This is a genomic window from Curtobacterium sp. NPDC089185 (assembly GCF_040685235.1).
Classification (GTDB): Bacteria; Actinomycetota; Actinomycetes; order Actinomycetales; family Microbacteriaceae; genus Curtobacterium; species Curtobacterium citri.
In genome coordinates this window covers 45,091-66,744 of record NZ_JBFBHK010000003.1, presented here as the reverse complement: position 1 = coordinate 66,744, position 21,654 = coordinate 45,091, and the positions used below count along the sequence as shown (strand labels likewise).

Genomic DNA, 21,654 nt, shown 5'->3' with positions numbered 1-21,654 from the left:
AAAGCGGCACCACTATACCCGGGCGTGCTCGGCGGCCCGCGGCCCCGCGCCGCCTGCGACACTGGGGCCGTGGACGTCTCCGTGATCATCGTCGACTGGCACCAGCCGGAGCTCACCCGTCGGGCCGTCGCGTCCGTCCTGTCGCAGCGCGTCGAGGCGGCCGTCGAGCTCGTGCTGGTCGTCAACGAGGCGGACGACGACACGGTGGCGGCCTACCGGGCCGACCTGCCGTCGGTCGTGGTGGTGCCGGAGCGCACGAACGCCGGGTTCGCCGGCGGGGTGTCCCGCGGCCTCGCGGCGGCGACCGGGGACGTCGTCGTGCTCCTCAACAACGACGCCGTCGCCGACCACGGGTTCCTCGACCGCGGACTCGCCGCGCTCCGGGCCGGCGGGGAGCGCGTCGCCGCGGTCGCCGCGACGGTGGTGCTCGAGGGCGGATTCGCCCCGGTCCCGACCGGCACGGACCCGGAGCCGGACGACCTCGTGGCGCCGCACGGCGGCCGGTGGCGTCGGACGCCGGCGGGCCGGACGCTGGTCAACGGCACCGGCGTGGTGCTCGACCGCTCCGGGAACGGCCGCGACCGCGACTGGCTGCGCCCGTTGCAGGACGCGCCGGAGACGGCGCCGCTGTTCGGCTTCTCCGGCGGTGCGGTGTTCCTCCGGCGTGCCGCGCTCGAGGCCGTCGGCGGGTTCGACGAGTCCCTCTTCATGTACTACGAGGACCTCGACGTCGCGTGGCGGCTCCGCCTCGCCGGGTACGAGGTCCGGCACGCCCCCGACGCGGTCGCGACGCACCGCCACGCGGCCAGCTCGGGGAGCGACTCGCCCCTGGTGCGGTACCAGAGCATGCGGAACCGCCTCGCGGTGGTGCTGCGGAACGGGTCGCCCGCGCTCGTCGGGCGCGTCGTGCTCCGCACGCTCGCCCGACTGGTGCGCGACGTCCTGCGCCCCGCGGGGGCGCAGCTGACGACCGGGCAGTGGTTGCGGTTCGTCCGGGAGGCACCGGGGATCGTCCGCCACGCCCGTCGCGCCCGTCGGCGCGACGGTGTCGACGGCTCCGCGCGTCGCGCGGTCGAGGCCCTGCTGGTCGACGGGGGCTGACGGACCGCGCAGCCGCCGCCCGGAGAGCGGCCCGCTCGGTCACCGCAGCCCGCCCGACGGACGCGCCGCGCGCCTCCCGGACGGGGGGACAGATGGGGGCTGTGTGATCGCTGTGACCGATGTAACCTGATGCGACACGTGTGGATCAGGCCGTTCCAGGGTCGGCCGATCCGCTTCCCGAACCCGTGTACCTCCCGTCACCCGTCGTCGCCCCGCAGGAAGGCCCCCGACGTGAAGAAGGTCATCGCCGCGTTCGCGAGCGTGCTCATGCTCGCGAGCGTGCTCGTCGCCGTGCAGCTCGCCGGCCCGACGTCCTCCCAGGAGCGCGCCGACGCGCTCAGCGGGTCGTCGTTCCAGGCCGGCAACATCATCTCCGACGCGAACTTCTACGACGGCGACTCCATGTCGGCGTCGCAGGTGCAGTCGTTCCTCAACGGCCAGGTCGGCTCGTGCACGAACAGCGGCTGCCTCCGCAACGGGCGCTACTCGCTGAACAGCCACGGCGCCGACGCCATGTGCGGTGCGCTCACCGGTGGCTCCTCGCTCTCGGCGGCCGACATCATCACGCGGGTCGGTCGGGCGTGCTCGATCAGCCCGAAGGTGATCCTCGTCACGCTGCAGAAGGAGCAGGCGCTCGTGACCTCGCGCGGCCCCTCCGCCGCCGTGCTCGAGCGGGCGATGGGCTACGCCTGCCCGGACAACGCGCAGGGCCGCTGCGACCCGGCCTACGCGGGCGTGGGCAACCAGGTGTACTGGGCTGCGTGGCAGTGGAAGCGCTACGGCAACCCCTCGGGCACGAGCAACTACTTCACCTGGTTCGCGCCCGGTGGCACCCGGCAGATCCAGTACAACGTGCCGACCTCGTGCGGCACCAAGGGCGTCGCCGTGCAGAACAAGGCGACCGCGGCCCTGTACTACTACACGCCGTACACGCCGAACACCGCCGCGCTGAACAACCTCTACGGCACCGGTGACGGCTGCTCGGCCTACGGCAACCGCAACTTCTGGCGCATGTACAGCGACTGGTTCGGCTCGCCCACGGCGTCCGCCAAGCCGATCGGCGCGCTCGACGCGGTCGTCGGCGGTGGCGACGTCGTCACGGTCCGCGGGTGGACGATCGACCCGACGGCCCCCGGGTCGTCCTCGAGCGTGCACGTCTACGTCGACTCGGCCGCCAAGAAGGTCGTGGCGAACCAGACCCGCTCGGACGTGGGCCGTGCACACCCCGGGGCCGGCAGCGCCCACGGGTACTCGGCCGACGTGCCGGCCGCCCCCGGCAGCCACAAGGTGTGCGTGTACGCCGTCTCGGTCGACGGCGCGCGCAACACGACCCTCGGGTGCAAGACCGTCACGGTCGTCTCCGCGTCGCCGTTCGGTCGCGTCGACTCCGCGCAGGCCGTCCCCGGCGGGATCCGGGTCCGCGGCTGGGCGATCGACGCCGACCAGCAGAAGCCGGCGATCTCGGTCCGCGTGGTCGCCGGTGGGAAGACCACCACGCTCCGCGCCGACAAGGTCCGCTCGGACGTCGGTCGGGTGTACCCGGCAGCCGGGTCCGGACACGGCTTCGACGCCGTCGTCCCCGGTGTCGACGGCACCCAGGACGTGACCGTCACCGGCGTCAACACCGGCAAGGGGATCGACAAGCAGCTCGGCGCCACCGCATCGGTGCGCGTCCCCGCGGCGCGGCCGGACGGCGGGCTCGACACGTTCACGGGCACCGCGACGGGCATCACCGTGAGCGGCTGGGCGATCGACGGCAAGACCACGAACCCGATCGACGTGCACGTGTACATCGACGGTGCCGGCCGGCGGCTCGTCGCGAACCAGACCCGCTCGGACATCGGCCGGATCTTCCCCGCCTACGGCGCCGCGCACGGGTTCTCGCTGACCGCCACGGCGGCGCCGGGACCGCACCAGGTGTGCGTCTACGGCATCGACTCGGCCGGCGGGTCGAACCCGACCTTCCGCTGCGACACCGTGCAGGTCGGCAACGCGCCGCGCGGTGGGCTCGACGCCGTGACCGCGACGAGCGGCGGCGTCGCGGTGCGCGGGTGGGCGTGGGACGCCGACACCACCGCGGTGGTCCCCGTCGACGTCTACGTCGACGGGCGGGGTGCGCGCCTCCAGGCGAACGGGCTGCGTGCGGACGTGGCCAAGGCGTACCCGGCCGCCGGGCGGAACCGCGGGTTCAGCGGGACCGTCGCGGCCGCGTCGGGGAAGCACGACGTGTGCGTGTACGCCATCGACGCGAACGGCGGGGCCAACACCACGCTCGGCTGCCGGACGGTCACGGTCCCGTAGGGCCGGCACCGGGTCGGTCGGGGCCGTCGGGTCGTCGGGGGACCGACGGCGCCGGCGGCCCCGTCCGTTGCTGACGCGTCCGTTGCTGAGAGGACCAGCGGCTCGTCCTCGGGCGGAACCGCACCGCCGTCCGCCATGATGTCCGACGTGAGCACCGCCAGCGCCGTCCCCGCACCGACGACGAGGACCGTCGCCGTTCCCCGGTGGGCGAGCCGCTCGTTGCCGGTCCTCGTCGGCGTCGTGGCCGCCGTGGTCGCCTGGCTCCGCCTGCCGGCGGGTGCACGGGACACGCTCTGGGCCGAGGACTCCGCGCTGTTCCTCCAGCAGCGACTGCAGCTCGGGCCGCTCGCGTCGCTCGTGCACCCCTACGACGGCTACCAGCACCTCGTGCCGCGGCTGCTCACCGACGTCGCGACCGCGCTGCCCGTGGCCGACTACGCCCGGGCCGTGACGGCGCTCTGCTGCATCGTCGTCGGGCTCGTCGCGGCGGCGACCGTGGCGTTCTCCGGTGCGGTCCTGCCGCACCCCGTGACGCGGTCGCTGTTCGCGCTCGTTCCCGTGCTGACCCCGGTGGTCGCGTTCGAGGTCCTGGGCAACACGGCGAACCTCCACTCCTTCCTGCTCTTCCTCGTCCCGGTGGTGCTGCTCGTCCGCCCACGCACCTGGGCCGGCGCCGTCACGCCTGGGGTCGTCGCGCTCGTCGTCGCCCTCAGCGAGATCCAGTCGGTGTACTTCCTGCCGCTCGTGCTGCTGACCGTGCGGCACCGTCGCGCGTGGCCGGTGGCCGGCGGCCTCCTGGTCGGACTCGCGCTCCAGTTCGCCTCCGTGCTGTCGTCGCCGCGCGTGCGGCCGCCGTTCCAGCAGGGCCTCGGCGACGTCGTCACCGGCTGGTTCGTCGAGCCGGTGCTCAGCGTCCTCTACCCGAAGGCGTCGTCCGCCGCGGACCGCCTCGGCGAGTACGGGCTGGTCCTCCCGGCGCTCCTGGCCGTGGGCTTCGTCGCCGCGACGGCCGTCGTGCTCGTCGGGCGCTGGCGCCGGGGCGACGGTCTCGGACCGCTCCGGACGCTCGCGATCACGCTCCTGGTCGCCTCACCGCTGGCCTGGGCCGCCGGGGTCCTCCTCAACCCGACGCCGCTCATCGACTTCTCCGAGGACGGGCTCGGTGCACTCGGGCGGACGGGCTACCTGCGCTACGCGGCCGCGTCCTCGATGTTCCTGGTCGCGCTCGTCGTCCTGGCCGCCGACCGGCTGCTCCGGACCGGGCGTCGACCGCTGGTGGTCGTCGCCGTGCTCGTGCTCGTCGGGTGGGTCGCGTTCCTCGGCTGGCGCGCGACCCCGTACGATGTGGCACGGTCGGGTGCACCGACGTGGACCAGTGCGGTGCGCGACGGTCGGCAGCAGTGCGACGGGGGAGTCCAGGACACCCGGTTGCAGCAGGCGCCGACCGGGTGGGGCGTCACCCTGCGGTGCACCACGATCCGCACCGACGCCTTCCCGGAGCACCAGCCCTGACCGCCCCGGGCGCCAGCGCCCCCGTACCGCCCCCGCACCACTCGGAGAACCATGCCTGACCCGTCCACGCCTCGCCCGCTCGTCGTCATCCCCACCTACGACGAGGCCGAGAACGTCCAGGAGATCGTGGGCCGCGTGCTCGCCGAGGTGCCCGGTGCCGACGTGCTCGTGGTCGACGACGGCAGCCCGGACGGCACCGGCGACATCGTCGAGGCGATGGGGTCCGAGGACGACCGGGTCCACCTGCTCCGCCGCACGGGCAAGCTCGGGCTCGGCACCGCCTACGTCGCCGGGTTCCGCTGGGGCCTCGAGCGCGGGTACGACCTGCTCGTCGAGATGGACGCCGACGGCTCGCACCCCGCCGACCGGCTCCCGGCGCTCATCGACGCCGTCGCCTCGGCGGACCCCGCGGACGACGTGCTGCTCGCGATCGGGTCGCGGTGGACCGCCGGCGGCTCGGTCGTCGACTGGCCGAAGCACCGCGAGGTCCTCAGCCGCGGCGGGAACGCCTACGCCCGCATCGTGCTCGGACTCGACGTGCGCGACATCACGGCCGGTTTCCGCGTCTACCGGGCGGACGCGATCGCCCGCATGGACCTCGACGCCGTCGACTCGAAGGGCTACTGCTTCCAGGTCGACATGACCCTGCGCGTGCACGACCTCGGCGGCCGCATCGTCGAGGTGCCGATCCGCTTCCGGGACCGCGTCCGCGGCGTCTCGAAGATGAGCCAGGCCATCGTGGTCGAGGCGATGCTGCGCACCACGCAGTGGGGGCTGCAGCGCCGGTTCGGCCGCCGGCGCTGACGGAGCGCGACCGGCGCGGTCGGGCGGTACCGTCCGGTCCGCGCCCGGTCAGCCGCGCCCGGTCAGCCGTGCCCGGTCAGCCGTGGTCGACGCGGGGCAGGTGCCGACGCCAGGACCGCCGGCGGGCCGCGATCACGAGGACGGCGGTGAACACCATCAGCCCGGCCCCGTGCAGCAGGTAGCTCTCGGCCGTGCTCGTCACCCCGAGCAGCACCAGGAGCGCGGCCGGCCACACGTACGCGACCCCGGGGAAGGTCGTGGCGGTGACCCAGGCCCGCGCGAACGCCAGGAGGGCCGCGAAGGCCAGCACCAGGGTCCCGGCGAGTCCGATCTGCAGCGACGCGTCGACGAAGGCGTTGAGGCCCGACGTGTAGCGGACCCCCGACGGGTCGACGAAGGCCACGAACGGCACCACGGGTTCGGACGGCCACGTGCCCACCCAGCCCCAGCCCTGCATCGGGAACTGCTCCGCGAGCACCCGGATCTGCGTCCACAGGTCGATGCGCGTCCGGGTGCCGCCGGCGGCACCGATCTCGGCGAGGATCCGCTGCCGCGCCAGCACCGCGAGCACGAGCATGGCGAGCACCGTGCCGCCGAGCACGGTGTTCACGACCGGTCTGGTCGTCGGTCTCGCGTGCCGCAGCGCCCAGAGCGCGAGGGCGGTGACGGCGAGGGCGATCATCGCGAGCCCGGTGATGGGGGACTGCACGAGCATCAGGGCGATGACCGCGAGCGTGGTCGACGCGAGGGCGCGCCACGTCGTCACGGAGCGGGTGAGGAACTCGACCACGAAGGTGACGAGCGCCGTCGCCGCGACGAAGCCCATGAAGTTGCGGGTGCCGCCGATGCCCTGGATCGGGCCGCCGTAGGCGATGTCACCGCGGATGCCGAAGCCGGGGAACGGGACGTCGAGCACGAGACCGGACAGGACCTCGAGCCCGAGGGCGACCACGAGCAGGATCCGGAAGGCGTCGCCGGACGCCCGGATGACCTGCACCAGGTCGCGTCCGAGCGCCAGGTACAGCCCGAGGCCGACGAAGCACACCGTCTCGGTGAAGCCGCGGAGGGCGACCCACGAGTACTGGCTCCACAGCACGCTCAGCCCGCAGAACCCCACGAAGGCGAGCAGGGAGAGCGGGAGCACGCCGTGCCACTCGATCCGGTACCGCTGGCCGAGCAGGCTCAGGCCGGCGAGCACGACGAGCGTCACGAGCACCGACCAGGTGCCGGCCGTCCCGACGACGTCGTGCACGGCGGGCTGCCCGAAGGCGAACAGGACGATCACGGTCGCGAGGGCCTGGCTGAACCGGCCACCGGCCGAGAAGCCGATCCAGGCGGACAGGTAGCGGCGCGCGAGTGCTCCGCGTGTCACCCGTCCGTCCGTCACCCACCCATCCTTGCGCATGCGGCCCGGCGGGCGCTGCGCGGCGTGTGCCCGCGGGCGTGATCGCGCAGCGCGATATCGTCGTCGGCGATGAGGGCGCTGCGTTCGACCGGGTCGCGGGCAGCCGCCGCGCTGGTCGTCGCCGTCCTCGCGGCCACCCTCGCCTGGTACCGGCTCGGCCCGGTCGCACGCGGCACCGCGTGGGCCGAGGACGCCGGCGTCTTCCTGCGCGAACGGCTGCAGTACGGCTTCGAGGACACGCTCCTCCGCCCGTACGCGGGGTACCTCCACGTGGTCCCGCGGCTCGTGGTGGACGTCGCCGTCAGCCGTCCCGTCGAGCAGTACGCACTGACGGTCTCGGCGCTCAGCTGCGCGGCGGTCGGGCTCGTCGCCGCCGGGGTCTTCGTGCTCGCACGTGCCGTGGTGCCGGCGTGGCCGCTGCGGATCGTGCTCGCCGCGGTCCCGGTCGTCGTGCCGGTGGTGCCGTACGAGGTGAGCGGCAACGCGGCGAACCTGCACTGGTTCGCCCTGGTCCTCGCTCCCTGGCTGCTCGCGCACCGCGCCCGCTCCTGGTGGTCCGCGGTCGTCGTCGCGGTGGTGGCGACGGCGGTGGTCCTCACCGAGCCCCAGGCACTCCTCTTCACCCCGCTCCTCGTCCTCGCCTGGTGGCGGGCACCCGGCTCGCCGGGCTGGTCCGTGCTGCGAGCGCTCCCGGTCACGGTCGCCACGGTCGCCGCCGGTGCCGCGCAGGTCCTGACGGCGACGACCTCGGTCCGCGAGTCGCGCCCGGGCGGGCCCGCGGTCGCGGACGTCGTCGTCGGCTACCTCCTGCAGCCCCTCGCGGGGTCCTGGGACCGTCGGCTCGGGGTGGTCGGGCACGCGGTCGTCGCGCACGGCTGGGTGGTCCTGGTCGCTCCGACGGTCGCGCTCGTCCTCGTGGGCACCGCGGCCGTGCTCGTGGGCAGCTGGCGTGCACGCGCGCTGGTGGTCGCCCTCGGACTGGGCTCGGTGGTCGTCTGGACGGCGGCGCTGGTCGCCAACGCCTCCGCCGACGGCCACTGGACGGACCTGGACGTCGCGGGCCTCCAGTCCCAGACGCCGTCGCGCTACGCGGCGGCGTCCGCCGTGCTCCTCGTGTCGTCCGCGGTGCTGGCTGCCGCGGTGCTCGTGCAGCGGACGGGAGGCGCGGGTCGACTCGTCGGCGCGGCCGTCGGATGGTGCGTGGTCACCGCCGTCGTGGCCGCCGCGGTCGGGAACGTCGCGCCCGCGGCCTCCGTGCGTGCCGGCGGCCCCGAGTGGGAGCCGCAGGTGTCCGCGCGGGTCGGCCTGTGCCGTGCGGAGCCGGACCTCGTGCTCGACGTCCTCGCGCAGCCGTGGGACGCCGCCGTGCCGTGCTGGCTCGTCCTCAGCGGGCGCGGGTCGTCCGGAACGCCCGGGCGGTGACCGGCGTGCGGGGGCCGTCGCCGACGCTCTCCGGCTCCTCGCCGACGAGCACGATGCGCGACTTCACCGCGATGAGCGCGAAGAGCAGCCAGTTGCCCTGGTAGAGCAGCCGTGACTCCGCCACGGACTGCACGAGCAGCGCCGCCACCACGAGCAGCGGGAACAGCGACACCGCGTCGAACCCACGCGGCCGCAGGTCCGGACCGAAGCGGACCCGGGTCGCGCCCGCCCAGGAGCGCAGCAGCGTCGTGAGGACGTAGACGACGAAGAGCACGAGCCCGACGATGCCGGTCTGCATCCAGGCGTCCAGGTAGGCGTCGTGGGCCTGCAGGTACGTGACGCCGTTCCGCGGTGCGAGCTCCGCGAGCACGGGGATGTCCGGCCACCAGTAGCCGATCCAGCCCCACCCGAGCACGGGGTGCTGCTGTGCGAGGCCGACGACGCCGGCCCAGATCTCACCGCGGCCGGTGAGGTCGGGGCTCTTCCCGAGCAGCGCGGTGATCGGCCCGCGCAGGGCGACCGCGGCGACCGCGGCCACCACGGCCGCGGCGAGGACGAGCAGGTACCGGGGTGTCCGCCGCTCGGTCGGGGTCCGGCGGATCCACAGCGCGAGCGCGAGCACGACGACGACGACCACCGCGGCGACGAGCACGGTGGACGACCGGGTGAGCGCGAGGACGAGGGCGGCGACGGCGAGCCACCCGATCGCCCGACTCCGGCGGATCCGTCCCTCGGCGAGCTGCACGGCGACCGCGATCGCCGCGAGGAGCGCCACCATCGCGAGCAGGTTCGCGTTGCCGGGCAGGCCCTGGATGCGCCCGCCGGTGAGCAGCTCGGCACGGGAGAAGTAGAAGGCGTCCGGGATCTCCCGGTCGCCGTAGTCGGTCCAGATCGGCGCGATCGGGTGCCGGACGACGACGGCGACGACCGCCTCGAAGAGGAGCGAGAGCGCGAGCACCGACCGGAACGCGGTGCTCGCCGCGTCGAGGATGCGGCGCCAGGTCAGCGTCGACGCGATCGCGAAGGCGACGACCGCGCACAGGACCTGGACCACGGCGCTCGCGAGGGTGGCGGGGCGCCAGTGCGACCACGCGACGGAGACCAGGCACCACGCGAGGAAGAACCAGAGCGCGAGCGGTGTGCGCGCCGCACTCGGGCGGGCGCGGACCACGACCGAGACGCCCCAGCACCCGAGCGCCGCCCAGACCACCGCTGCGCCGTACCAGGTCAGGGTGTTCGGCAGGGCGTCCCCGGCGAAGAGGACGAGCAGGACGGCGGTCGCGAGCGCGGAGGCCTCGCGCTCCGGCACGGAGCCACGCGCCACGGGCCAGGTGTTCGTCACGGTGACAGGCTAGTGCCGGTCACCGTGCGAGCGAGGCGAGCGCGCGTTCCAGGTCCGCGCCGAGGTACGGGGCCAGCGTCCGCGCGAAGGTCCCGGTGACGTGCGTCGGGTCGCGGTGCACCACCACGCCGCCGACCACCGCCGGGCAGGTCGTGGCCGTGCAGTAGGAGTCGGTCAGGTCGATCGCGCGGGCCCGGTCGCCGACCGCGCGGACCGCGTCCTCGGTCCCGTCGTACGGCGCGGTCGCCACCGAGCGCGGGGTGTCGCAGGCGTCGGTGGTCGGACCGCTCATCCGCGCGAGGCAGTCCAGGGTGCCGGCACCGGTCACCGGGTTGTCCCGGATCGCGATCACGGGGACGCCCGCGTCGACGGCGGTGCGCCACGCGCCCACGAGCCCGTCGACGACCGTCTGCTCGTTCGTCGACCCCTCCGGCACGATCACCGGGCTCTTCGTCGCGGCGTGGGTGACGACGAGCGCATCGAGGTCCGGGTGGTCCCCGATCCAGGCGATCGCGGCGCGCTTCCAGCCCTCGCACGCCTCGGTGTAGGCGACCGAGGGTGCCTGCTGCTGTGCGGTCGTCAGGTAGCAGCCGACGTGGCCGGCGACGTCGATCCGCCAGTGGTTGCGCTCCGCGATCGCCCGGTAGGCGCTGATCAGGGCGTTGTTGTGCGAGTCACCGATCGCCGCGAGGTGCGCCCGCGCCCCCGTCCGCGGTCCGAACGAGCAGACGTTGAAGTCCGCCGTCGTGTTCGACCAGCACGCCGGGAGGTTCGCGTCGTCGGTCCCGGCGGCCGCCGGCGCCGGCACCCGGACGTCGGCCAGCCGGGGGTCGGCGCACGGCTCCGCCGAGCCGATGCGGGCGGCCGCGCCGAAGCAGGGCACGTCGCCGCGTTCGAGGGAGCGCTGGTAGGCGGCCGCCTGCACCTGCTGGACCTCCAGGGCGCCGAGCGTGGCGGCACCGATCCCCACCACGACGACCGTCGCCAGCGCGCCGAGGAGCGCCACCCGCCGCGGCCGCAGGGTGCGCATCCTGCGCGAGAACCGCAGCGGCTCCTCGACGAACCGGGTCGTCACCGCGGCCAGGAGGAGGGCACCGACGAGGACCGCCACCTTGTCGCGGGTCCCGAGTGCGTGCCCGGTCACGAGCGGCAGCAGCACGATCGCGGGCCAGTGCCAGAGGTAGACGGCGTACGAGGTGCGCCCGACGAAGGCGACCGGTGCGAGGCGGCCGAGCCGTTCCAGCCCGGAACTCGCACCGAGCAGGACCACCAGTGCCGCGGACGTGACCGGCAGGATCGCTGCGGACCCCGGGAACGGCGTCGCCGGGGTGACGACCCAGAGCGACGCGACCAGACCCGCGACACCCAGCCACGCGCCTCCCGTCCGCACCGACCGCGCGACGGTCGTGACCGGCCGCGGCAGCGCGACCGTCGACGCGAGCCCGCCCAGCGCGAACTCCCAGGCCCGCGTCGCGGTCGAGAAGTAGGCGACCCCCGGTGCGGTCCGCGTCTCGACGATGCTCCACACCAGCGACAGCACCACCACCGCGCCGAGCAGCACGCGAGCCGTCGTCACGGGGGAGAGGGTGCGGGCCCGCCGGAGCAGCGCGGCGAGGGCCACGAGCAGGACCGGGAGCGCGATGTAGAACTGCTCCTCGACCGACAGCGACCAGAAGTGCTGGAAGGGGGACGGCTGGTTGTCCGAGGCGAGGTAGTCGACCGAGTCCGAGGCGAGCTGCCAGTTCTGCACGTACACGCTCGCCGCGATGAGCTCGCGGCCGTACTGCCCCCAGAGCGTGCTCGGCACGACGAGCAGCACGGCGACCCCGGTCGCCGCGAGCGTCAGGAAGGCGCCGGGCAGCAGACGCTTCGCCCGCCGGGCCCAGAACGCACCGAGGGCGATGCGCCCGGAGCGGAGCTGTTCGCGCAGGAGGTGCCCGGTGATGAGGTACCCGGAGACGACGAAGAAGACGTCGACCCCGACGAACCCGCCGGGCAGCCGGTTCGGCCAGAGGTGGTACAGCACGACGGCCAGCACGGCGAACGCGCGCAACCCCTGGACGTCCCAACGGGTCGACTCGGAGCGGCGCGGATCGGACATCGCGGTGAGTCTACGTATCGCGGATCGTCGATGTCCCCTCGGTGGGATGTCGCATCCCTGCCGCTACGCTCGGGGCATGTTCCTCGGCATCACCAACACGCCTCGCGACTACGCGTGGGGATCCGTCACCGCGATCCCCGAACTGCTCGGTCGGACCGTCACGGGGGCGCCGCAGGCGGAGCTCTGGCTCGGCGCCCACGCCGGCAGCCCGAGCGTCGTCGTGAACCCGGCGATGGTCGGTGGCGCGGACACGCTCCGCGACTGGATCGACGCGGAACCCGAGGTCGCCCTCGGCCCGGACCGGAGCGGTCTGCCGTTCCTGCTGAAGCTCCTCGCCGCCGCCGCGCCGCTCTCGCTGCAGGCGCACCCAACGCCGGAGCAGGCCGAGGAGGGGTTCCGGCGCGAGGAGGCAGCGGGCGTCCCGCTCGACGACCCGTCCCGCAACTACAAGGACCCGTTCCCGAAGCCCGAGCTCGTCGTGGCGCTGAGCGAGCGCTTCGAGGCACTCAGCGGGTTCCGCCCGGTCGCCGACACCACCGTCGAGGTCGAGGCGCTCGACGCCGGGAGCGGTCGGCTCGGCCCGCTGCTGGCGCACCTGGCGCACGGGCTCGAGGACACCGTCCGCTGGCTGGAGACGGCCGACCCCTCGGCGCTCGCCGTGGTGCAGGCCGCGACGGACCTCGCGGCGGCCCTGCCCGAGGGCGAGCGCACCCCGAACGTGCAGACGGTCGTCGACCTCGCCGAGGCGTACCCGGGCGACCCCGGCATCGTCGTGTCGCTGCTCGTGCACCGGGTCACGCTCGCCGCGGGCGAGGCGATGTACCTGCCCGCCGGGAACGTCCACGCCTACCTCGACGGTCTCGGCGTCGAGCTGATGGCGCCGTCCGACAACGTGCTGCGCGGCGGTCTGACGGCGAAGCACGTCGACGTCCCCGAACTGCTCCGCGTGCTCGACTTCACGGCGTACCCGGCACCGGTCCTCGTGCCGGAGCACCTGGACGCCGGGGTCGACCGCTTCGCGCCGGAGGGCGTCGGCTTCGCCCTCGTGCGCGTCACCGGCGACGGTCGTCCGGTCGGGCTCGGCACGGGCGGGGTCGCCCCGCTGTCCGGTCCGTCGATCGCGGTGTGCACCGCCGGTGCCGTGACGCTGGTGGGTGCGCGGTCGGCGACGCTGCTCCGGCAGGGGGAGTCCTGCTACGTCACGCCGGACGAGGGGGACGTCACCGTCGAGGCGGACGTCGCCGCCGGGGTCACCTCGACGGTCTTCATCGCGACGGGTGCGTGAACACGCACCGACGTGCGGCCGGACGGTGCCACGCCGTCCGCTAGCGTGACGAGCATGAGTTGGCTGGTCACCGGCGGTGCCGGGTACATCGGGTCCCACGTCGTCCGCGCCCTGCGCGCCGCCGGCATCGACACGGTCGCGTTCGACGACCTGTCGAGCGGCTTCCGCGCCTTCGTGCCGGAGGACGTGCCGTTCGTCGAGGGGACGATCCTCGACGGCGACCTGGTCGCCGCCACGCTCCGCGAGCACGCCGTCAGCGGCGTGGTCCACGTCGCGGGCTTCAAGTACGCCGGCGTCTCCGTCGAGCGTCCGCTGCACACGTACGAGCAGAACGTCACCGGCACCGCGACCCTGCTCCGGGCCATGGCCGAGCACGGCGCCACCAAGGCCGTGTTCTCCTCGAGCGCCGCGGTCTACGGCACGCCGGACGTCGACGTCGTCGTCGAGGACACCCCGAAGGCACCGGAGTCGCCCTACGGCGAGTCGAAGCTCATCGGCGAGTGGCTCCTGCGCGACATGGAGGTCGCCGCGGGCTTCACCACGACGTCGCTGCGCTACTTCAACGTCGTGGGCTCGGGGGAGCCCGACCTGTACGACGCGAGCCCGCACAACCTGTTCCCCCTGGTGTTCGACGCGCTGCTCGCGGGCCGGACGCCGCGCATCAACGGCACCGACTACGACACCCCGGACGGCACGTGCGTGCGGGACTACATCCACGTCGCCGACCTCGCGCACTCGCACGCGGTCGCGGCCCGGAAGCTCGAGGCGGGGGAGCAGCTCGAGCGCGCCTACAACCTCGGCAGCGGGGACGGCGTGAGCGTGCGGCAGATCATGGACGCGATGGCGGCCGGCACCGGCATCGCCTTCGAGCCCGAGGTCGCACCGCGTCGCCCGGGCGACCCGGCCAGGATCGTCGCCACCGGCGACGCCGCGGCCCGCGACCTCGAGTGGGCGATGCGGCACACGCTCGACGAGATGGTGTCGAGCGCGTGGGAGGCCCGTCGCCGCGTCGGCTGACCCCGTTCCGGTGCCTGCCGTGTCCCCCGTCGGCAGGACAGAACCGCTGCGACACGCCCGTACGGGGGACATGACACGCCGCGACGGTCAGAGCCTTCTATGATCCGCGACTTGACTCCGGCGAATGACACCGCTGTAATTACAGGCAGCGGCTCCGGTCGTTGCAGGCCGTCGTCGACATGTCAGGGGTGATCAGGGTGAACGGTTCCGACTTCCACGCCGACGTGCCGGAGGACTGGCACGTCGATCCGGTGGCGCTCGGCGTCCCCGGCGTCCGTCGCGCCGAGGCCGACGAGGAGAACCCGCTCGCGTGGCAGGTCGACTCGCTGTGCGCGCAGACCGACCCCGAGGCGTTCTTCCCCGAGAAGGGCGGCTCGACGCGCGAGGCGAAGAAGATCTGCACGTCCTGCGAGGTCCGGTCGCAGTGCCTGGAGTACGCGCTCGAGAACGACGAGCGCTTCGGGATCTGGGGCGGGCTGTCCGAGCGCGAACGCCGCAAGCTCCGCCGCCGCGCCTGACGGCCTGGAGGCAGGTGCCGGCTCCGACCGGCACCTCGCGTTGATGGGTCCCACAGGTTCACGGCACGCCGCCCGTGGGCGCGGGAGCCCCGCCCGGCAGACCGTAGAGTGACGCGCGTCATGCAGACCAGTCCCGCGCAAACCCGGTCGGCCCCGTCCCGGTCCGCCCAGCCCCGCGTCACCGCGGTGCTGGTGGCGGCGAACGGTGGCGGGCACCTCGACCGGACCCTGGACGCCCTCGTCGCCCAGACCCGGCACCCCGACGGACTCGTCGTCGTCGACATCGGCTCGTCCGACGGCTCCACGACCGACATCGCGCTCGGCGGCTCCGCCGGTCTGGTCCGGCTCCCCGCCGGACGGCCGTTCGGCGAGGCAGTGGCGGTGGCCGAGCGCGAGGCGGCGGTCGCCGACGCGGACGAACCGTCCGACGAGTGGCTCTGGATCCTGGGCCACGACAACGCCCCCGCACCGGACGCGCTGGCCGAGATGCTCTCCGCGGTGGAGATCGCGCCGTCGGTCGCCGTCGCCGGGCCCAAGCTCGTCGCCACCGAGGACCCCTCGCTCATCCGCGCCTTCGGTGAGAGCACCACGCGCTTCGGCCGCTCGCTCGGCCTCGTGCAGGACGAGCTCGACCAGGGCCAGCACGACCGCCACACCGACGTGATGGGGGTCGCCGCGGGCGGCATGCTCGTCCGCCGCTCGGTCTGGCGGGACCTGCGCGGCTTCGACCCGGCCCTGCCCGACGTCGACGCCGCCCTCGACTTCTGCATCCGCGCCCGCCTCGCCGGCCACCGCGTCGCCGTCGTGCCCGAGGCCCGGGTGACGAGCGCCGGCCCGATCGAGGAGTTCGGTCGGAAGCGCGTCTCCGAGGCCCGTCGCGTCCGCCTGCACCGGCAGGCGCAGCTGCACCGACGCCTCACCGCAGCGCCGGCCGGACTGCTCTGGCTGCACTGGCTGCTCCTCGTGCCGTTCGCGACCGGTCGCGCCGTCGGACACCTCGTCGCGAAGCACCCTGCCGCGGTCTCGGGCGAGCTCGCCGCGGCGTTCGCCGTCGCCTTCGGCAGCGGGGTCCGGCGTGCGCGGAAGAACGCCGCCAGGACCCGTCGGGTGGGCTGGACCGCGATCGAACCCCTGCGCGTGAGCTGGCGACGGGTGCACGAGCGTCGCACCACCTCGCGTGACGTCGAGCTCGCCCGCGTCGAGGACGCCCCCATCGCGCGGGCGTCGTTCCTCGGCGACGGCGGCGTGTGGGTCGTGCTCGCCGCGGCGGTCCTCAGCGTCGTCACGCTGTACCCGCTCCTCAGCAGCCCCGCGGTGACCGGCGGCGGTCTGCTCCCGCTCAGCACCTCGGTCGGACGGCTCTGGCAGAACGTCGGGTACGGCTGGCACTCCATCGGCACCGGCTCGACGGGCCCCAGCGACCCGTTCACGGCCGTGCTCGCCGTGCTCGGGTCGGTCTTCGCCTGGTCGCCGTCGACCGGGGTCGTCGTCGTGCTCCTGCTCGCCCTGCCGATGGCGGCGCTCGGTGCGTGGTTCGCGGTCCGCAAGGTCACCACCCGGACCTGGGTGCCGGTGGTCGGCGCCGCGCTGTACACGATCGCACCGGCGCTCGTCGGCGCCCTCACGACCGGCCACCTCGGCGCCGTGATCGCACACGTGCTCCTGCCGTGGCTGCTGCTCGCCGTGCTCGAGGCGCACCGCTCGTGGGCGTGGGCCTCCGGCGCCGCGCTGCTGTTCGCGGTCGTCGCGGCCTCGGCCCCGTCCCTGCTGCCGGTGCTCCTGGTCGGCTGGGTGGTCTCGCTGGTGGTCGGCTGGCGTCGCGCGCACCGTCGGGTCTTCATCCCGGTGCCGGCCGCGGTGCTCTTCCTGCCGCTCGTGCTGGCGCAGGTCGCCAGGGGCAACCCGCTCGCGGTCCTCGCCGACCCCGGTGTGCCGTCCGCGACCCGCGCCCCGTCCGCCTTCCAGCTGGCGATCGGGCAGCCCGTGCCGGACTGGAACGGTTGGCTCCCCGCCACCTCGACGCTCGGACTCGCCGCGGCCGTGCTGCCGATCGCGATGGCCGTGCTCGCACTGCCCGTCGCCCTGCTCGCCGTCGGGGCGGTCCTCGGCCACCGCTGGGCGGTCGCCGGGGCCGCGCTCGTCCTCGCCCTGCTCGGGTTCGCGACCGCCGTCGCCGCCACGCACGTCACCGTGACCGGCGTGGGCTCGACGACCACGATCGTCTGGCCCGGCAGCGCGCTCTCCGTCTCCGCCCTCGGCCTCGTCCTCGCCGCCTGCATCGGCATCGACGTCCTGCCGCGGACGGCTCCCGTCACCGGCATCGTCGCCGCGGTGTTCGCGGGCGTCGCGGTCGCCCCGGCCTTCGCCGCGTCCACGCTCGGCGACACCGTGCTGCAGCCGACCACCGGCCGCGTGCTCAGCGCGTACGTGAACGCCGAGGCGCAGGCGAACCCGGACGTCGGCACGCTCGTCGTCGACCCGCAGACGGACGGCTCCCTCGCGGTGTCGCTCGAGCGCGGGCAGGGCTCGACCCTCGACGACCAGACCACCCTCGACGCGACGGCGCTGCGGCTCAGCAGCAAGGGGACGGAGCTCGCGACCCTCGCCGGCAACCTCGCGAGCCGCAGCGGCTACGACCCCGAGCCCGCCCTCCGCAGCCTCGGCATCTCGTTCGTGCTGCTCGACGAGGCCCCGGACGATGCCGCGGCCGAGGCCGTGCACGACCGGGCGGCAGGTGCCATCGGGCAGGACGCGCGCTTCACGAGCATCGGTGAGACGGCCACGGGCCAGCTCTTCCACTACGAGGGCGACGTCGACCGCGTCGCCTCGGGCTCGGCGGCCACGCAGGCGACCCACGTGCTCTACCTGGTGGTGCTCGGGATCGTCTTCGGCGCGGCCGCACTGCTCGCGGTCCCGACGGCCCCCCGCCGTCGCCGCGCCACCTCGAACGTCATCGAGGCCGAGGAACCCGCCACCACCTTCGACGAGGAGCGCGACGAATGAGCGCCAGCCCACGGTCCGTCCGACGCTGGGTCGTCCGCGGCACCGCGACCGCGGTCGCCGTGGTCGTGGCGGCCGGGGCCGTGACGGCCGCCCACGCGATCGGTACCGAGAGCACGCCGGCGCGTCCGGCGGGTCGCACCGTCACGCCCGTCCCCGCCGACGCCGAGCGCGTGTGCGCCGGCAGCGCCCTGCGGCTGTCCGACGACTCGGGCAACGACGCGACGACGGCGAGCACCGTCGGGTCGGCGACCGTCGCGACCGCGACCACCGGCTCCACCGTCGACCGTTCGACCCTCGGGTCGTCCACGAGCGGGGGCAGCGCGCCGCAGCTCCTGACGGCGCCGGCGGGTCGCACGACGCCGCAGGTCGCCGGCAGCAGCGCGCAGACCGTGTCCTCGGGCGACCTCGTCGGATTCGGCGCCGCCTCGTGCGACGACCCCGGCCAGTCGACCTGGCTCGTGGGCGGCTCGACCGAGACGGGACGGACGAGCCTGGTCACCCTGTCGAACCCCACCGACGTCAACGCGACCGTCGACCTCGCGGTCTACGACGCGTCCGGCACGGTGACCGCGCCCGGCACCACGGGCATCGTGGTCGCGCCGAACACGCAGAAGGTCGTGCCCCTGTCCGGCTTCGTCTCCGGTCAGGGGTCGACGGTCGTGCACGTGACCTCGACCGGCGGGCAGATCGTCGCGCACATGCAGGAGAGCATCGTGCGCACGCTCGTGCCGGGCGGGTACGACGTCGTCTCGGGCGGCGCGGCGCCGTCGACCTCGCAGATCATCCCCGCCGTGGTGCTCCGCGGCGCGCAGGAGGCCCAGCGCGGGGACGACGCCGCGGACGCCGCACCGATCGTGCGGCTCTTCGTCCCCGGCGACGAGGCCGCCCGGGTGACGCTGGGCATCACGACCGCGGACGGCGGCGGTTCGACCGTCAACGCGACCGCCGAGCCCGGTGTGGTCACCGACGTGGCGCTCGACGACTTCCCGGACGGCCGGTACTCGTTCACCGTCACCTCGACGCAGCCCCTCGTCGCCGGGGCCCGCACGACGGCACCGACGGACGACGACCGCACCGACCTCGGCTGGTTCGCGTCCGCCGAGCCGCTCGGTGACGACGCGATCACGGCCGTGGCACCGGGGCGCGACCCGGAGCTCTCGCTGGTCAACCCGACGCGGTCCGACGCGCAGGTGACGATCCGGTCGGGGGACCGGGAGCAGGAGGTGACCGTGGCCTCCGGTGCGACCGCGGCCGTCAGCGTCCCCACGTCGACGCAACTCGAGCTCGTGGGTGCCGCGGGGCTCGTCGCCGGGGTCGGCTACGACGGCAGCGACGGCATCGGTGGCTTCCCGGTCCGCCCGGCGACCGACGTCTCGACGCCGCTCCGCGTCTACCCCTAGGTCCTTCGGAGAGCGGCCTGTCGGTCACCAGTGCCGGAAGCGGTCCGGCGCCGGGTCCGGCCGTGGGTGCTGTGTCCCTGTCGATCACCAGTGCCGGAAGCGGTCCGGCGCCAGATCCCACGGATCCTTGTCGATCAACTCGCCCACCGCACGGAACACCGCGGTCTCGACGACGACGCGGCGGTCCGTGTCGTCCTTCTCGGGACTGTGGGTCACCCGCTCGACGGGGATCCGGAACAGCGTCACGCGTCGGTCGTCGCGGTCCACCCGCCAGCGGGGCAGACGGTCCGGCAGGTCCCGGTCGGTGGGCATGTCCGCCACCTGGAACACCACGCCCGCGAGCTCGTCCGGCCACATCCCGACCAGGTAGTGCGCGGTGTCGCCGACGATCCGGTCGAAGGTCTCGGCACGGGTGACCACGGGCGCGAGCTCCGGTCCGGTCACGCTCGACCGCCCGCCGCGTCCGTGCCGGGAACGCCCCCGGGCACGGTCGACCGGGGTGACGAGAGGAGGCTTCCGACGCATCCCGCCATCGTACGCGGCGGGGTCCGTCCGCTCCGCCCGCAGCCGGGCACCGGAGGGCGGCGGGTAGGGTCGGTGCCGGTATGGACGTACGGATCTGCAGCAAGGTCGCCTGTGGCGCGAGCGCGTCGGCGACCCTGACGTACGACTACGCCGACTCGATGGTCGTCGTCGGACCGTTGTCGACCCGCGTCGAGCCGCACGGGTACGACCTCTGCGCGCGCCATGCGGCGCGACTGCGCGTGCCGCGTGGGTGGGACGTGGTGCGGCGCGAGCCGCTCCGCCGCGACGCCGACTGAGGCCGACCTGCGTGTCGCGGTGCGCGCTGCGGACGGGAGGCGCTGCGGACGGCACCGACGTCGCCGGACGACCCGCGCCTCCCGGCCGGGCGTGGAAGACTGGCCGCATGTCCACCGAGACCCGCACCGCAGCACCGTTCCGTGTCGCCGACCTCACCCTCGCCGAGGCGGGTCGCCACCAGATCCGGCTCGCCGAGAACGAGATGCCGGGGCTGATGTCCCTGCGCGAGGAGTTCGGCGCGACGCAGCCGCTCGCCGGCGCGCGCATCGCCGGGTCCCTGCACATGACGGTGCAGACGGCGGTGCTCATCGAGACGCTCGTCGCCCTCGGCGCGCAGGTCCGCTGGGCCAGCTGCAACATCTTCTCGACGCAGGACGAGGCCGCCGCCGCCGTGGCCGTCGGCCCGGCGGGGACGCCCGACGCACCCGCCGGCGTGCCGGTCTTCGCGTGGAAGGGCGAGACGCTCGAGGAGTACTGGTGGTGCACGAGCCGCATCTTCGACTGGAGTGCCGAGGCCGCGGCCGCGGGTGCCGACTGGTCGGGACCGAACCTCGTCCTCGACGACGGCGGTGACGCGACGATGCTCGTGCACACCGGGGCCGACGCCGAGACCGCCGGTCGCGTGCCGGACGCGGGTGACGACGCGAGTGCCGAGTGGCGGATCGTCCTCGCCACCGTCGCCGCCTCGCTCGAGGAGTCCCCGGACCGATGGACCCGGATCGCCGCCGAGATCGAGGGCGTGACCGAGGAGACCACCACCGGCGTGCACCGCCTGTACGAGCTCGCGCGGAACGGCGAGCTGCGCTTCCCGGCGATCAACGTCAACGACTCGGTGACGAAGTCGAAGTTCGACAACAAGTACGGCATCCGGCACTCGCTGCCCGACGGCCTGAACCGCGCGACGGACGTCCTCATCGGCGGCAAGGTCGCGTTCGTCGTCGGGTACGGCGACGTGGGCAAGGGGGCCGCGGAGGCCCTGCGCGGCCAGGGCGCCCGGGTCATCGTGTCCGAGGTCGACCCGATCTGCGCGCTGCAGGCCGCGATGGACGGCTACCAGGTGGCCCGGCTGGCGGACGTCGCCGACCAGGTCGACATGGTCGTCACGTGCACCGGCAACCTCGGCGTCGTCGGCGTCGACGAGATGCTCGCGCTGAAGCACCTCGCGGTCGTCGCGAACGTCGGGCACTTCGACAACGAGATCGACATGGCGGGGCTCGAGGCGCTGGCCGGCGTCGAGAAGGTCGAGATCAAGCCGCAGGTGCACGAGTGGCGGCTGCCGAACGGGCGCTCGATCCTCGTGCTCAGCGAGGGGCGGCTCATGAACCTCGGCAACGCGACCGGGCACCCGTCGTTCGTGATGAGCAACTCGTTCACGAACCAGGTGCTGGCGCAGATCGAGCTGCACACCCGGCGCGAGCAGTACCCGACGGGCGTGTACGTGCTGCCGAAGCACCTGGACGAGAAGGTCGCGCGGCTGCACCTCGACGCGCTCGGCGTGCAGTTGACCGAGCTGCGTCCGGAGCAGGCGGCCTACATCGGTGTCGCGGTCGAGGGGCCGTACAAGCCCGAGCACTACCGGTACTGAGCCGCGGCGGGCGCGCCGCGACCCGGCCGGACGTGG

At 74.1% G+C, this 21,654-nt stretch carries 16 protein-coding genes; 12 read left to right on the top strand and 4 right to left on the bottom strand.

Annotated elements, in window-relative coordinates; genetic code table 11:
- Window positions 1-69: 69 nt before the first annotated feature.
- From AB0N84_RS03855 to AB0N84_RS03840, 4 genes are all read left to right on the top strand, one after another.
- The gene (locus tag AB0N84_RS03855) at window positions 70-1,101 is read left to right on the top strand and encodes a glycosyltransferase family 2 protein (protein ID WP_182046789.1); all 1,032 of its coding nucleotides are present in this window, start codon (window positions 70-72) and stop codon (window positions 1,099-1,101) included.
- A gap of 231 nt (window positions 1,102-1,332) precedes the next feature.
- Window positions 1,333-3,402 carry a hypothetical protein gene (locus tag AB0N84_RS03850; RefSeq protein ID WP_363543844.1) on the top strand — a complete coding sequence of 690 codons (2,070 nt, stop codon included), beginning with the start codon at window positions 1,333-1,335 and terminating at the stop codon, window positions 3,400-3,402.
- Window positions 3,403-3,549: 147 nt separating this feature from the next.
- On the top strand, window positions 3,550-4,914 hold the full coding sequence (locus AB0N84_RS03845; RefSeq protein WP_363543842.1) for a hypothetical protein: 1,365 nt from the start codon (window positions 3,550-3,552) through the stop codon (window positions 4,912-4,914).
- A gap of 51 nt (window positions 4,915-4,965) precedes the next feature.
- On the top strand, window positions 4,966-5,718 hold the full coding sequence (locus AB0N84_RS03840; protein ID WP_289457515.1) for a polyprenol monophosphomannose synthase: 753 nt from the start codon (window positions 4,966-4,968) through the stop codon (window positions 5,716-5,718).
- A 76-nt stretch (window positions 5,719-5,794) separates the two neighbouring features.
- On the opposite strand, the gene AB0N84_RS03835 is transcribed toward AB0N84_RS03840, so the two are convergent.
- The gene (locus AB0N84_RS03835; protein ID WP_363543840.1) at window positions 5,795-7,105 is read right to left on the bottom strand and encodes an exopolysaccharide production protein; all 1,311 of its coding nucleotides are present in this window, start codon (window positions 7,103-7,105) and stop codon (window positions 5,795-5,797) included.
- A gap of 87 nt (window positions 7,106-7,192) precedes the next feature.
- Here AB0N84_RS03835 and AB0N84_RS03830 point away from each other — a divergent pair, with 87 nt between their 5' ends.
- A complete protein-coding gene (locus tag AB0N84_RS03830) occupies window positions 7,193-8,545 on the top strand; it encodes a hypothetical protein (protein ID WP_363543838.1) in 1,353 nt (450 codons plus the stop codon).
- Here AB0N84_RS03830 and AB0N84_RS03825 read toward each other — a convergent pair.
- Complete coding sequence (locus AB0N84_RS03825) at window positions 8,508-9,887, bottom strand: O-antigen ligase family protein (RefSeq protein WP_363543836.1); 1,380 nt, start codon at window positions 9,885-9,887, stop codon at window positions 8,508-8,510. The genes AB0N84_RS03830 and AB0N84_RS03825 overlap by 38 nt on opposite strands.
- A gap of 19 nt (window positions 9,888-9,906) precedes the next feature.
- Entirely contained in the window at window positions 9,907-11,988 is a 2,082-nt protein-coding gene (locus tag AB0N84_RS03820; RefSeq protein WP_363543834.1) for an acyltransferase family protein, read from the bottom strand.
- Between the two features lie 76 nt (window positions 11,989-12,064).
- Between AB0N84_RS03820 and manA the strand changes: the two genes are divergently transcribed.
- From manA to AB0N84_RS03795, 5 genes are all read left to right on the top strand, one after another.
- Window positions 12,065-13,273: a mannose-6-phosphate isomerase, class I gene (gene manA, locus AB0N84_RS03815; protein WP_363543832.1), complete on the top strand. Its 1,209-nt coding sequence runs from the start codon at window positions 12,065-12,067 to the stop codon at window positions 13,271-13,273.
- A 54-nt stretch (window positions 13,274-13,327) separates the two neighbouring features.
- Window positions 13,328-14,290, top strand: a complete 963-nt coding sequence (galE, locus tag AB0N84_RS03810) for a UDP-glucose 4-epimerase GalE (protein WP_363543830.1) — start codon at window positions 13,328-13,330, stop codon at window positions 14,288-14,290.
- 197 nt (window positions 14,291-14,487) lie between these two features.
- A complete protein-coding gene (locus tag AB0N84_RS03805; RefSeq protein WP_182046800.1) occupies window positions 14,488-14,808 on the top strand; it encodes a WhiB family transcriptional regulator in 321 nt (106 codons plus the stop codon).
- A gap of 120 nt (window positions 14,809-14,928) precedes the next feature.
- A complete protein-coding gene (locus AB0N84_RS03800) occupies window positions 14,929-17,811 on the top strand; it encodes a glycosyltransferase family 2 protein (protein ID WP_363543827.1) in 2,883 nt (960 codons plus the stop codon).
- Window positions 17,808-19,211: a DUF5719 family protein gene (locus tag AB0N84_RS03795; protein ID WP_363543825.1), complete on the top strand. Its 1,404-nt coding sequence runs from the start codon at window positions 17,808-17,810 to the stop codon at window positions 19,209-19,211. The genes AB0N84_RS03800 and AB0N84_RS03795 overlap by 4 nt, the downstream gene beginning before the upstream one ends.
- Window positions 19,212-19,295: 84 nt before the next feature.
- On the opposite strand, the gene AB0N84_RS03790 is transcribed toward AB0N84_RS03795, so the two are convergent.
- A complete protein-coding gene (locus AB0N84_RS03790) occupies window positions 19,296-19,736 on the bottom strand; it encodes a hypothetical protein (RefSeq protein ID WP_069712265.1) in 441 nt (146 codons plus the stop codon).
- 80 nt (window positions 19,737-19,816) lie between these two features.
- Here AB0N84_RS03790 and AB0N84_RS03785 point away from each other — a divergent pair, with 80 nt between their 5' ends.
- Together AB0N84_RS03785 and ahcY are read left to right on the top strand one after the other, a co-directional pair.
- Window positions 19,817-20,032, top strand: a complete 216-nt coding sequence (locus tag AB0N84_RS03785) for a DUF3499 family protein (protein ID WP_111241051.1) — start codon at window positions 19,817-19,819, stop codon at window positions 20,030-20,032.
- Between the two features lie 107 nt (window positions 20,033-20,139).
- Window positions 20,140-21,618 (top strand): adenosylhomocysteinase, encoded by a 1,479-nt coding sequence (ahcY, locus tag AB0N84_RS03780; protein WP_363543823.1) that lies wholly within the window; start codon window positions 20,140-20,142, stop codon window positions 21,616-21,618.
- Window positions 21,619-21,654: the final 36 nt, after the last annotated feature.